At 65.1% G+C, this 12,162-nt stretch carries 11 protein-coding genes and 1 other RNA gene; 3 read left to right on the forward strand and 9 right to left on the reverse strand.

Annotation, left to right across the window (positions count from 1 at the left end; translation table 11 throughout):
* Positions 1–22: 22 nt before the first annotated feature.
* Together glyS and M4J40_RS12845 are read left to right on the forward strand one after the other, a co-directional pair.
* Entirely contained in the window at positions 23–2,062 is a 2,040-nt protein-coding gene (gene glyS / locus M4J40_RS12840) for a glycine--tRNA ligase subunit beta (RefSeq protein WP_251754540.1), read from the forward strand.
* Between the two features lie 200 nt (positions 2,063–2,262).
* Positions 2,263–2,913, forward strand: coding sequence for an HD domain-containing protein (locus M4J40_RS12845; RefSeq protein ID WP_251754541.1), 651 nt, complete (start codon positions 2,263–2,265; stop codon positions 2,911–2,913).
* 8 nt (positions 2,914–2,921) lie between these two features.
* Here M4J40_RS12845 and M4J40_RS12850 read toward each other — a convergent pair whose 3' ends face one another.
* Genes M4J40_RS12850 through M4J40_RS12860 form a run of 3 tightly spaced genes read right to left on the reverse strand, consistent with a single transcriptional unit; the run spans position 2,922 to position 5,962 of the window.
* Positions 2,922–3,542 carry an NUDIX hydrolase gene (locus M4J40_RS12850; protein WP_311134127.1) on the reverse strand — a complete coding sequence of 207 codons (621 nt, stop codon included), beginning with the start codon at positions 3,540–3,542 and terminating at the stop codon, positions 2,922–2,924.
* Positions 3,543–3,571: 29 nt separating this feature from the next.
* Positions 3,572–4,255, reverse strand: coding sequence for a response regulator transcription factor (locus tag M4J40_RS12855; protein WP_251754542.1), 684 nt, complete (start codon positions 4,253–4,255; stop codon positions 3,572–3,574).
* 33 nt (positions 4,256–4,288) lie between these two features.
* A complete protein-coding gene (locus M4J40_RS12860; RefSeq protein ID WP_251754543.1) occupies positions 4,289–5,962 on the reverse strand; it encodes an electron transfer flavoprotein-ubiquinone oxidoreductase in 1,674 nt (557 codons plus the stop codon).
* Between the two features lie 212 nt (positions 5,963–6,174).
* Between M4J40_RS12860 and M4J40_RS12865 the strand changes: the two genes are divergently transcribed.
* Positions 6,175–7,083: a uracil-DNA glycosylase family protein gene (locus M4J40_RS12865; RefSeq protein ID WP_251754544.1), complete on the forward strand. Its 909-nt coding sequence runs from the start codon at positions 6,175–6,177 to the stop codon at positions 7,081–7,083.
* A gap of 63 nt (positions 7,084–7,146) precedes the next feature.
* Here M4J40_RS12865 and M4J40_RS12870 read toward each other — a convergent pair whose 3' ends face one another.
* The 6 genes from M4J40_RS12870 to purF form a co-directional block, all read right to left on the reverse strand.
* Positions 7,147–7,701, reverse strand: a complete 555-nt coding sequence (locus M4J40_RS12870; protein ID WP_251754545.1) for an NAD(P)H-dependent oxidoreductase — start codon at positions 7,699–7,701, stop codon at positions 7,147–7,149.
* A 284-nt stretch (positions 7,702–7,985) separates the two neighbouring features.
* Positions 7,986–8,366, reverse strand: an RNA gene (rnpB, locus tag M4J40_RS12875) — RNase P RNA component class A.
* Between the two features lie 44 nt (positions 8,367–8,410).
* The gene (locus M4J40_RS12880; protein WP_251754546.1) at positions 8,411–9,001 is read right to left on the reverse strand and encodes a lytic transglycosylase domain-containing protein; all 591 of its coding nucleotides are present in this window, start codon (positions 8,999–9,001) and stop codon (positions 8,411–8,413) included.
* Between the two features lie 150 nt (positions 9,002–9,151).
* Positions 9,152–9,907 carry an N-acetylmuramoyl-L-alanine amidase gene (locus tag M4J40_RS12885; protein ID WP_251754547.1) on the reverse strand — a complete coding sequence of 252 codons (756 nt, stop codon included), beginning with the start codon at positions 9,905–9,907 and terminating at the stop codon, positions 9,152–9,154.
* Positions 9,904–10,635 (reverse strand): SDR family oxidoreductase, encoded by a 732-nt coding sequence (locus M4J40_RS12890; RefSeq protein WP_251754548.1) that lies wholly within the window; start codon positions 10,633–10,635, stop codon positions 9,904–9,906. Before M4J40_RS12890 ends, M4J40_RS12885 begins: the two co-directional genes overlap by 4 nt.
* A 21-nt stretch (positions 10,636–10,656) precedes the next feature.
* Positions 10,657–12,126, reverse strand: a complete 1,470-nt coding sequence (gene purF, locus M4J40_RS12895) for an amidophosphoribosyltransferase (RefSeq protein WP_251754549.1) — start codon at positions 12,124–12,126, stop codon at positions 10,657–10,659.
* Between the last annotated feature and the right edge of the window lie 36 nt (positions 12,127–12,162).

Here is a 12,162-nt window from a genome sequence, read left to right on the forward strand (position 1 = left end):
CCGGGAGGACCCGAGGACCACCATGCCCGATCTTCTCATTGAGCTCTTCTCCGAAGAGATTCCCGCCAGCATGCAGGCGAAGGCCGCCGACGATCTCAAGGGTCTGGTGACGAACGGTCTGGTGAATGCCGGTCTGACCTACGAAAGCGCCGGTGCCTTTGCGACGCCCCGCCGCCTTGCGCTGACCGTTCACGGCCTCAACACCCGCTCGCCCGACATTCGCGAAGAGAAGAAGGGTCCGCGCACCGACGCGCCGGCCGGCGCCATCCAGGGCTTCCTGCGCGGGGCCGGGCTCGACGACATCGCCAAGGCGCGCGTCGTATCCGACCCGAAGAAGGGTGACTTCTACGTCGCCGACCTGCTCAAGCCCGGCCGCGCCGCCGAGACGATCATCGCCGAGCTGATGCCCCAGGTCATCCGCAGCTTCCCCTGGCCGAAGTCACAGCGCTGGGGTTCGGGCTCGCTCACCTGGGTGCGGCCGCTGCACTCCATCGTCTGCACCTTCGGGCCGGAGACCGAGGAGCCCGTGGTCATCGACTTCGAGGTCGAGGGCATCCGCTCGGGCAACATCACCTACGGTCACCGTTTCCTCGCTCCCGAGGCGATCAAGGTGAAGCGCTTCTCCGACTATGTCGAGAAGCTCGAGAAGGCCAAGGTGGTGCTCGATCCGGCCCGCCGGCGCGAGATCATCCTCGCCGACGCCCGCAACCTCGCCTTCGCCGCCGGCCTTGAGCTGGTCGAGGACGAGGGGCTGCTCAACGAGGTCGCCGGTCTCGTCGAGTGGCCGGTCGTGCTGATGGGCGCCTTCGATGCCGCCTTCCTCGACGTGCCCGACGAGGTGATCCGGGCCACCATCCGCGCCAACCAGAAGTGCTTCGTGCTGCGCGACCCCAAGACGGGCCGCCTCGCCAATCGCTTCATCCTGACGTCGAACATGGCGGCGACCGATGGCGGGGCCACCATCATCGCCGGCAACGAGCGCGTCATCCGCGCCCGCCTGTCGGACGCCAAGTTCTTCTGGGACGGCGATCTCGCCATTCCCTTGGAAACGCTGGTGCCCAAGCTCGAAGGCATCACCTTCCACGAGAAGCTCGGCAGCCAGGGAGATCGCGTGCGCCGCATCGTGGCGCTTGCCCGCGAGATCGCGCCGCTGGTCGGCGCCGATGCCGACAAGGCCGCCCGCGCCGCCCTGCTCGCCAAGGCGGATCTGCTCTCCGGCGTCGTCGGCGAGTTCCCCGAGGTGCAGGGCCTGATGGGGCGCTACTACGCCGCGCATGCCGGCGAGGACGCGGCCGTCGCCGCCGCCATCGAGGAACACTGGAAGCCGCAGGGGCCATCCGACCGCGTGCCGAAGGCGCCCGTCTCCATCGCCGTGGCGCTCGCCGACAAGCTCGACACGCTGGTCGGGTTCTGGGCCATCGACGAGAAGCCGACGGGCAGCAAGGACCCCTTCGCGCTGCGCCGCGCCGCGCTCGGCGTCATCCGCATCATCCTCGACAACGGCGTTCGCCTTCCGCTCTCCGCCTACGCCAGCAAGACGCCCGATCTGCTCAACTTCTTCGCCGATCGCCTGAAGGTACAGCTGCGCGAGCAGGGAACCCGCTTCGATCTGGTCGACGCGGTCTTCGCGCTCGGCGGGCAGGATGACCTGCTCCTGATCGTCAAGCGCGTCGAAGCTCTGGGAGCGCTTCTCGCCACCGACGACGGAAAGAACCTCCTGGCCGGCTACAAGCGCGCCGCCAACATCCTGAAGGCCGAGGAGAAGAAGGGCACCACCGTCGCGGACGCCGTCGACGCAAGCCTGTTCAAGGAAGCCGAAGAGAAGACCCTTGCCGCTGCCGTCGAAACGGCCGCGCAGGCCGCTCACGACGCCGTCGATACCGAGAACTTCGAAGGCGCCATGAAGGCGCTCGCCACGTTGCGCGCGCCGGTCGACGCCTTCTTCGAGAAGGTTCTGGTCAACGACGCCGACGAACGCGTGCGCGCCAACCGCCTCGCTCTCCTCACGGTGTTGCGCAACGCCTGCCATCAGGTTGCGGACTTCTCGAAGATCGAAGGCTGAGCTCGATTACATCAGACAATACAAGCCGCTTGCCCCTCTGGGCGGGCGGCTTTTTTGTTCGCTCTCGGAACAAAATCAACCTGAAATCGTTACGAATTCGGCTTTGCTTTTTTTACGCGCATATTTGGCGAAAATGCTTGGCATATACGACTTTCGGCGTATTCTGATTTCAACATCTATCGCCAATCGGATGAGTGTTGTTGACCTTCTCGCTCTTCTCTCCGCACGACAGCCTCGCCTCCATCCTCCTCCCACATTCGGGCGCCTGCGTCTGTTCCACCGACGGCAGCCACGACATGTCCCACCTCTTGCGGGTGTGGAAGAACGCGACCATCATCTCCGACAATGAGGGCGGCGATACGGAAGTGCTGGCGGCGGCCGTGCTTCTTCACGACTGCGTCGCCGTCGAAAAGAATTCGCCCGAGCGACCTCTGGCCTCGCGGATGTCGGCCGACAAGGCGCGCGAAATCCTGGCCGGCATCGGCTGGCCGGAGGACCGGCGCGAGAAGGTGGCGCATGCCATCGAGGCGCACAGCTTCTCCGGCGGCATCGAGCCGATCACGTTGGAGGCGCGCATTGTTCAGGATGCCGACCGACTTGACGCCATCGGCATGATCGGGGCCGCTCGCTGTTTCTACGTCGCGGGCCGGCTCAACAACCATCTCTACGATGCCGGCGATCCTTCCGCCGAGGAACGGCCGCTCAACGACAGCCGTTTTGCGCTCGATCACTTCATGACCAAGCTGTTCAAGCTCTGCGAGGGCTTCAAGACGGCGACCGGTCGTCGCCTCGCGGCCGAGCGGCACGCGCGGCTGCAACGTTTCTACAACGACTTGCTCGAAGAGATCTGACAACCGGCCTACAACAGGCCCTTCAGGCGGATCAGCCCCAGCGCGGCGACCGTTGTCGCGTCGCGAATGATGCCGTTCGCGATCATCGTCTCAACCTCGGCGAAGGCAAAAGCGCGCGAAACGAGATCGGCTTCCTCGGCTTCCAGAGCCGTCGCGCCTTGCAAGAGGTCTTCGGCCAGGAAGACGTGATAGCGCTGCGACGAGTAGCCGTAGGCGAGAAAGAGATCGCCGACCCTTGTCATCTTCCCGGCAGTGAGCCCGGTCTCCTCTGAGAGTTCGGCCCGGGCGACATCCTCGGGAGGGACGTCCGGACGCGTTTCCCAGGAGCCTTGCGGCAGCTCCCAGTAGCGACCGGACACCGGATAGCGATACTGCTCGACGAGATGGATCAGGCCGCGCGGCCGGTCGATGGCGGCGATAGCCACGAAATCCGGCTTCTCCACCACCCCGTAGATGCCGCGCGAGCCATCCGACCGTTCGATGGCGTCCTCGCGGACGCGCATCCAGCGGTTCTCGTAGACCACACGGCTATCAAGGGTGCGAAGGTCCACCGTCGCTGGAGCCTGTTCGGCGAGCCCTGGCCCGCCAACATGCTCCAGCCCTTTGTCGTCAGGCAGTTTCGACCGCAAAACCGGTTCCCACTTATGCTGAGACTGCTCTAGATCAAGCCGTGCTCGGCCATCCAGGCGGAGGTGATCGCGGCCTGGCTGCGCGAAGTGATCTTCAGCGTTTCCAGGATCTTGCCGACGTGCGCCTTGACGGTCGCCTCGGAAATCCCGAGCTGATAGGCGATCTGCTTGTTGAGGAGACCGTCGCCAAGGAGCTGGAAAACCTTCAGCTGCTGGGGCGACAGTTCCGCCACAAGCGCCGAACGCTCCAGCACCGCCTGGGACACGGCCGAGTTGTCGGCGCCTACCTCGATGATGGTGCCGCCGTCGAGCACGGTCTCGATGGCCGCGGCCAGCATGTCCTCGGACGAGCGCTTGCCGATGAAGGCCCGGCAGCCGAGATCGAGACAGCCCTGCGCCAGTTCCTCACCGGAGTTGGACGAGTAGACCGCGACAAAGGCCTTGGGCGCCAGGGAACGGACGTGCTTGATGGTGTCGAGGCCGCGCATGCCGGGCATGACGAGGTCGGTAATGACCAGCGTGTTGTCTCCGGTGTCGAGCACGGCGTCGGCGAGTTCGTCATAGCTGGTTGCCAGGATCGGCTGCCTGAAGCCGAAGCGTTTCTTCAGGATGCGCACCACAGCCGACTGGATGATCGGATGGTCCTCGGCAACGATCGCCGTCCAATTCTGGCCGACGTCGGCCGGCTGTGCGTCTTCTACCCGCTCGTTCATCAATCCACCCTACCCGCTGGAACGAAATGACCATTACATGTTCGGATAATTGGGTCCCCCCGCTCCCTCCGGGACCGCCCAATCGATGTTCTGGTTGGGGTCCTTGATATCACAAGTTTTGCAGTGAACACAGTTTGTGGCATTGATTACATAACGCGGTCCGGTATTTGGCTCGTTTATCCACTCGTACACGCCCGCCGGGCAGTAGCGGGTGGATGGACCGGCGAAAACATCAAGCTCGGACATCTTCTGAAGGTCGGGATCGAGCAGCCGCAAATGCACCGGCTGGTTCTCTTCGTGGGCCGTTCCCGACAGGAAAACCGAGGACAGCCTGTCGAAGGTAAGCTTGCCGTCCGGCCTCTGGTAGTCGATCGGCTTGAAGCTTCGGGCCGGCTTCAGGCAGTCGGCATCGGCCTTGCCGTGGCGCAGGGTGCCGAAGGGCGAACGGCCGACGAGCGTCTCCAGCCACATGTCCAGCCCGCCGAGAGCGATGCCGAGCAGCGTGCCGAAGCGTGACCACAGCGGCTTGACGTTGCGTACGCGCCTGAGATCCTTGCCGATGGCGGACGCCTGCCAGCCAGCCTCGTAGGAGACCAGCTCGTCACCGGAACGGCCGGCGGCGATGGCCTCGGCCACCGAGTCGGCGGCAAGGATGCCCGAGTGCACGGCATTGTGGCTGCCCTTGATGCGCGGCACGTTCATGAAGCCGGCCGAACAGCCGACCAGCGCGCCGCCGGGGAAGCAGAGCTTGGGCACCGACTGCCAGCCGCCTTCCGTAAGCGCCCTCGCGCCATAGGAGATGCGCTTGCCGCCCTCGAACGTGCCCCGGATGAGCGGATGCGTCTTGAAGCGCTGGAACTCCTCGAAGGGCGAGAGATACGGGTTCTCATAGTTGAGATGGACGACGAAGCCGACGGCCACCTGGTTGTTCTCGAGGTGATAGAGGAACGAGCCGCCGCCGGTGCCACCATCGAGCGGCCAGCCGAAGGAGTGCTGGACCAGGCCGGGCTTTGCCTTGTCGGGCGCCACCTCCCACAGTTCCTTGATGCCGAGGCCGAACTTCTGCGGCTCCCGCCCCTCGTCCAGCCGATAGCGCTCGATCACCTTCTTGGACAGCGATCCGCGCGCGCCCTCTGCGAACAGCGTGTATTTCGCCAGAAGAGCCATGCCGCGCTGATAGTTGGGACCAGGCTCTCCGTCCTTCTTCACCCCCATGTCGCCGGTGGCGACGCCGATCACCCGGCCACTGTCATCATACAGCACCTCGGCGGCGGCGAAGCCCGGATAGATCTCGACGCCGAGCGCCTCGGCCTTCTCGGCCAGCCAGCGGCAGACGTTGCCCAGCGATACGGCATAGGCGCCGTGATTGCTCATCAGCGGCGGCATCAGGGCATTGGGCAAGCGGATGCCGAAGGACTTGAACAGAAAGAAGAACCGGTCGTCCGTAACCGGCGTCTTGAACGGGTTGTCCGGATCGTCGCGCCAATCGGGCAGCAGCGCCGAGATTCCCGAGGGATCGACCACCGCGCCCGAGAGGATGTGAGCCCCCACCTCGCTCCCCTTCTCGAGCACCAGAACCGAGATGTCCTGCCCGGTTTGGGCGGCTCGCTGCTTGATGCGAATGGCGGCTGCAAGACCAGCCGGCCCCGCCCCGACGATCACGACGTCGAATTCCATGGACTCGCGCTCGGGCAGCTCGGTGGTCATGAGTGTCTCTCTGTTCGGGTAGCTGATCGCCAGTTCGCGTGCATCATTCGCGCCAAGCTCGCCCGGCAATACCTGGGTGAAAACACGGACCATGCACAACGGAGCCCTTCAACCACGATCCGTCGATGCGATCAAACGCTTTCGAGGTGGGTTTGACGCCTTGGACCGGGTGCAGCGTTTCCTCTCCGATCGTCCTGCTCTATAGAAGGACCATGCCGTCCGATCAGACGCCCCTCCCCCCCGGCTTCGATGCCGCCGCGACCCTTCTTGAGTGGTACGCGGCGATGGGCGTCGACGTGACCCTGGCCGATGCCCCGCTCGACCGGTTCGAGGAGAGCGCCAAGGCGAGAGAGGCGGCGGAAAGCCGCGCGGCCCGCCGCCAGGCACCGGCCGTCCCGCGAGGCGCCGCGCCGGCCATGGCCCCTGCGTTGCAAGGCGCCGATGTTCGACCGTTGAGCCCACAGGGCCAGACGGCACAGGTGCCGACCGAGGCAACGGTGATGCAGGCGCGCGAGGCCGCTCAGTCGGCCAAGACGCTCGACGAACTCAAGGCGCTGATCCAGGCGTTCGACGGCTGCAACCTCAAGCTTACCGCCAAGAACACCGTTTTCGCCGACGGCAATCCCGCCGCGAAGCTGATGCTGATCGGTGAGGCGCCCGGCCGCGACGAGGACATCGAAGGGCGTCCCTTCGTCGGCCGCTCCGGCCAGTTGCTCGATCGCATGCTGCACGCCATCGGCTATGGGCGGAACGAGAACGCCTATATCGCCAACGTCATCTACTGGCGTCCCCCGGGCAATCGCGATCCGTCCGACGTGGAGGTCGCCATCTGTCGGCCGTTCATCCTCAGGCAGATCGAGCTGGTCGACCCGGAGCTGATCGTCTTTCTCGGTGCACAGCCGGCCAAGGCGCTTCTGGGTGGCGACGCCATCAAGCAAGGCATCAACAAGCTGCGCGGCCGCTGGTGCGAGCTGGAGACCGGCGGCAAGCGCTTCAAGGCATTGCCGACATTCCACCCCGCCTATCTTCTGAGGACGCCGATCAAGAAGCGCGAAGCATGGCGCGACTTCCTGACGGCCAAGGTCTTCCTGGAAAACGGCGGCATGCTGCCGCCGACCTGACAACGCAAAAAGGGCGGCAACCCCGTTACGGATCGCCGCCCTTCGTTCCGATTTCGCGGATAATCAGTGCAGCAGCTTGCCCGCAACCGAAGCGACGCGCGCTCCATAGGCACGGGCCGTCTCGAGGTCGCCTGCCGGCACTTCGTTGGCGCCCGCGTCCGACGGCGTCGAAACCAGCAGCCCGACCGAGCCGCCGAGATTGTTGACGTCGTCGCGCGTCGACGCCTTGGTGTTGGCCGGCATCAGCCCGAGGCTGACCCAGATGCCGCCATGCTGGGAGGCCAGCGTCTGCAGGCCGATCAGCGTCACCTGCTTGTCGCCGTTTAGGCTGGCGGAGTTGGTGAAGCCACCGAACACCTTGTCCTGCCACTTGCGGGTGAACCAGGCCTTCGAGGTGGCATCGGCGAACTTCTTGAACTGCCAGCTCGAGTTGCCCATGTAGGTCGGCGTGCCGAAGATGATCGCATCGGCCGCATCCAGCTTGGCCCAGTCCGCTTCGCTGACGTTGCCCTCGGCATCGATGGGAATCAGCTCGGCCGCGGCGCCGGCGGCGACTTCCTTGGCGACGACTTCCGTGTGCCCATATCCCGAATGATAAACGATTGCGACCTTGGCCATATCAAACCTGTTCCTTGTCGGGGCGATGCCCGAATACTCGCAAAGCGCCTGGGGCGCGTGACTGGTTCAATTCGGAAGGCTTGCGACGCGACGTTTCGCGGCGCACTCCAGAAAGGCACCCCGTAAAAAGTGCTTAATCCGAATTGTGGATATAGGAATAGTTTCGCGGCCACAGGGCTTCAAGAGAAGCTGTCCATTCGTTCGGTCAACACATTGTCAACCTGACGTGAACAAAAAGCCAGTCCGCCCGTAGCCGCACGGGGCGGGACGCGGCGGTAGTGGAAAAGGCCAGTCGGTCTGTAAGCCGGGTTCTGTGAGCGGTTTCCCGCCCGACGACCATTCATCTGGGACGCCCGTCGCCGAACGCCTCTTGCAACCAACCCGGACGACTGACCCGGAAACAGGCTGGGCCGAAGCCCGCGTCATCCCTATTCGGTCTTGCTCCCGGTGGGGTTTGCCCTGCCGGTCCCGTTACCGGGCCCGCGGTGGTCTCTTACACCACCTTTTCACCCTTACCCCGGCGCGCCGGGGCGGTTCGATCTCTGTGGCACTTTCCCTGAGGTCGCCCTCGCCGGGCGTTACCCGGCACCGTGTTTCCGTGGAGCCCGGACTTTCCTCCCGGACGGGCTTTCGCCCCTTGTCCGCGCGGTCGTCCAACCGACTGGCGGGAGCCGTGTGGCACGCCCCCGCCTGAAGGTCAAGTGAGGGATCAGAGCGAGGCGACGTAGGTGGTCACTTCGGAGCAGTAAGCGCGGGAGATGCGGTTCATGCGGGTTGCGCCATGGCCGGCGTTGTAGCGGAGAATGGTGCCGCAGGTGTCGCCGCCCGCCAGCTTGTAGGCGCCGGCAAGATAGGCCATGCCCCACTTGAGATTGGTCTCGACGTCGTAGAGGCCGGCAGCGGTGCCGGAGTAGCCGAGACCGCGCGCCGTCTGCGGCTTGATCTGCATGAGGCCGATCTCGCCGTGACGACCGCGCGCCTTCGGATTGAAGCGGCTCTCATGGCGAACGACCGCCTCGGCCAGTTCGGCCGGCAGGCCGGCAGCCTTGGCATGGGCCGCGATGCGACTGCGGAGGGCGGCGCTAGCCCCGCCCTTCGGAGCGGAGGTATCGAACTTTTCGCTCGCAACCGTGTCAGTCTTGGGCCCGAACAGCAGTTCGTAGATGTTGTCGGGCTTGTCAGCCTCGGCGACCGGGGTCGGAGCTTCGGCTTTGCCGGACCGGGCGGTGTCTGCCATGGCCGGCGCCACGAAAAGGCTGGCGAGAAGAGTGGCGGCTGCAAAGGTCTTGATCAGGGTCATGCGGTCTCTGTTCCATTGCCCTCCCAGTGATGGGGCAAGGAACTGCCGGACAAATCGGGCCACGCAGGGCCGTCAATGTGGCACATGCCAGCCATGCAGCCCAGAAATCGTACCCATCTTCGCCGCATTGATCGTGCAGCCGGCGAAGGATCACTCCCCTCGGGATGCCGCGAAAGCGGCCGCGACACGCTCTAGCGTATCGAGCGTCGACGTGTCGGCGCGCCCATCGATATGGGTCGGCCGCCAATGACGCTGAAAGGCGCGAACGACGGTTTCCGTGCGCTCGTCGAAAACGCCGTTCGGCGGCACGTCGAAGCCAACGGCCGCCAAAAGCCGTTGCAGATCCAGGACCTTGTCGCCCTCGTCGCCGAAGGTCAGACTGTCGCCGTGATCGAGCGGCGCCGATGGCGCCCACAGGCCGACGCCGAAGGCGGCGCACCACTCCCAGGGGAACAGTTCGCCAGGGTCTTCCTTGCGATCCGGGGCGACGTCCGAGTGGGCGACCACCTGATGCGGCGGGATGAAGTGCCGGGCGAAGATCGAGCGGCACAGCCCGATTACCGCCTCAATCTGCCGGTCGGGAAACGGGCGATAGCCGAATTCGTGACCGGGATTGGCGATCTCGATGCCGATGGATCGCGAGTTGAGGTCGGTCACACCCCGCCAGAACGAACGCCCGGCGTGCCAGGCACGGCGGTTCTCGTCGACAAGTTGAAAGATGCGACCATCCTCGAACACGACATAGTGGCTCGAGACCTGCGAACGAGGGTCGCACAGCCAGTCGCGGGCGCCCTCCTCGGAGCGCATGCCGGTGTAGTGCAGAACCAGATGATCGATGGCGTTGCCCGGCGGCCGATGCCCAGAGTTGGGGGAGGACCAGGCGCGATCGATATCATGAGGGTTCATTGTGGCGGCTGTAGCCTCTTCCACGAGAGCGTCGGAAAGTCGTAGAGCGCGCCGGTCCGCCCGTCCGTCGCCTCGAGGATCGAGACGATGTGAGGTGCGAGATCAGCCGGCGTTGCGAGCGTGTCCGGGTCCTCGCCGGGCATGGCCTGGGCGCGCATGCGCGTCCGGAGCGGTCCGGGGTTGAGAAGATTGACGGTAATGCCGAAGTTCTTGACTTCCTCGGCATAGGCCAGGGCGAGCGCGTTGAGCGCCGCCTTCGATGACGCGTAAAGCCCCCAGAAGGGCGCGCCCTTCCAGGCGGCGGCCGATGAGATGAACAGGCAGCGGCCAGCCGACGACTGGCGGAGGAGCGGATCGAAGGAGCGGATCAGCCGGTAATTGGCCGTCACGTTAACGGCGAAGGCCTGATCCCACTTCTTGGGGTCGATATGGCCGACCGGCGCCAGGCCGCCGAGAAGTCCGGCGTTGCCAACCAGGGCGTCGATGCGGCCGAAGCGCTGGTTGAGCGCAGCGCCCAGTTCGTCGATGCGAGCGGGGTCGGCAAGATCGAGCGGCACCAGGGAGGCGGAGCCACCGGCGTCGCGGATGGCGTCGTCCAGTTCCTCAAGCCCACCCTGCGTGCGAGCGACGGCGACGACGTGCCATCCGGCGCGACCAAGAGCCAGCGCCGTCTCATAACCGATGCCGCGCGAGGCGCCGGTCACCACCACAATGCGTTTTTCTGTCACCTCAGCCCTCCCGGTCCGCGATCAGCCGGCATCGGCCAGAAGCGACAGCTGCCGCACCGGCCCCGAGCCGGAAGCGTCGGTCAGCGCGGTCGGATAGTCGCCGGTGAAGCAGGCATCGCAATATTGCGGGAGCTCGTTGTTCCGCGCGGCGGAGCCAACGGCGCGATAGAGGCCGTCGATCGACAGGAAGCCGAGGCTGTCCACCTGGATGTAGCGCGTCATCTCCTCGATCGACATGCGCGAGGCAAGGAGCTTGCCCTTCTCGGGCGTGTCGACACCATAGAAGCAGGAGTCAGTGGTCGGCGGCGAGGCGATGCGCATGTGCACCTCGGCGGCGCCGGCCTCGCGCATCATCTGCACGATCTTCAGCGACGTGGTACCACGCACGATGCTGTCGTCCACCAGGACGATGCGCTTGCCCTCGATCACCGTGCGGTTGGCGTTGTGCTTCAGCTTGACGCCCATGTGCCGGATGGTGTCGGTCGGCGAGATGAAGGTGCGGCCGACGTAGTGATTGCGGATGATGCCGAAATCGAACGGTATGCCCGACGCATCGGCAAAGCCGATGGCCGCCGGCGTGCCGCTGTCGGGCACCGGGATCACGACATCGGCCTCGGCCGGCGTCTCGCGCGCCAGCTCGGCGCCGATGCGCTTTCTCACCTGATAGACCGACGTACCGGCGTAGACCGAATCCGGCCGGGCGAAATAGACATACTCGAAGATGCAGAAGCGGGACGGCCGGCGGTCGAACGGGCGCAGACTCTCGATGCCGCGCTCGGTGACGACCACCATTTCGCCCGGCTCGATCTCGCGGACGAAATGGGCGCCGATGATGTCGAGCGCACAGGTTTCGGAGGCGAGAATGACCGCGCCATCGAGATCGCCGAGGATCAGGGGACGGATGCCGAACGGATCGCGGCAGCCGATCATCTTCTCCTGGCTCATGCAGACGATGGAATAGGCGCCTTCGACGGTGCGCAGCGCGTCGACCACCTTGTCGACCATCGCCGCCTTCTGGCTGGTGGCCACCAGGTGGAGGATGGTCTCGGTGTCGGAGGTCGACTGGAAGATGGCCCCCCGGCGCTGCAGGTCGCGCTGGATGGTCATGGCGTTGGTCAGGTTGCCGTTGTGGGCCAGCGCGAAGCCACCGGCCGACAGTTCGGCATAAAGCGGCTGGACGTTGCGGAGGCCGGAGCCGCCGGTGGTCGAATAGCGCGTGTGGCCGATCGCCCGGTTGCCCGGCAGTCGGGCCAGAACCTTGGCCTTGGTGAAGTTGTCACCGACGAGGCCGATATGCCGCTCGGTATAGAACTCCTTGCCGTCGAAGGTGGTGATGCCGGCTGCCTCCTGTCCGCGGTGCTGCAGGGCATGCAGCCCCAGCGCGGCAAGCGCGGAGGCATTTTCCACGCCGAACACGCCGAACACGCCGCATTCCTCGTGGAATCGGTCGTCTTCGTCGGCAGCAAACGGGTCGAGGGTGAAATCGTCCATGGTCGGCCTACCCACTTTCGAGATTTCATCTGATCC

The sequence above is a fragment of the Pleomorphomonas sp. JP5 genome (genome assembly GCF_023721815.1).
Lineage (GTDB): Bacteria > Pseudomonadota > Alphaproteobacteria > Rhizobiales > Pleomorphomonadaceae > Pleomorphomonas.

What these genes read in the sequence shown, in the direction of transcription:
- purF (WP_251754549.1), bottom strand. Translation starts at nt 12,126, where the DNA reads ATGGACGATTTCACCCTCGACCCGTTTGCTGCCGACGAAGACGACCGA.
- M4J40_RS12865 (WP_251754544.1), top strand. Translation starts at nt 6,175, where the DNA reads ATGCCGTCCGATCAGACGCCCCTCCCCCCCGGCTTCGATGCCGCCGCG.
- glyS (WP_251754540.1), top strand. Translation starts at nt 23, where the DNA reads ATGCCCGATCTTCTCATTGAGCTCTTCTCCGAAGAGATTCCCGCCAGC.
- M4J40_RS12880 (WP_251754546.1), bottom strand. Translation starts at nt 9,001, where the DNA reads ATGACCCTGATCAAGACCTTTGCAGCCGCCACTCTTCTCGCCAGCCTT.
- M4J40_RS12870 (WP_251754545.1), bottom strand. Translation starts at nt 7,701, where the DNA reads ATGGCCAAGGTCGCAATCGTTTATCATTCGGGATATGGGCACACGGAA.
- M4J40_RS12885 (WP_251754547.1), bottom strand. Translation starts at nt 9,907, where the DNA reads ATGAACCCTCATGATATCGATCGCGCCTGGTCCTCCCCCAACTCTGGG.
- M4J40_RS12855 (WP_251754542.1), bottom strand. Translation starts at nt 4,255, where the DNA reads ATGAACGAGCGGGTAGAAGACGCACAGCCGGCCGACGTCGGCCAGAAT.
- M4J40_RS12860 (WP_251754543.1), bottom strand. Translation starts at nt 5,962, where the DNA reads ATGACCACCGAGCTGCCCGAGCGCGAGTCCATGGAATTCGACGTCGTG.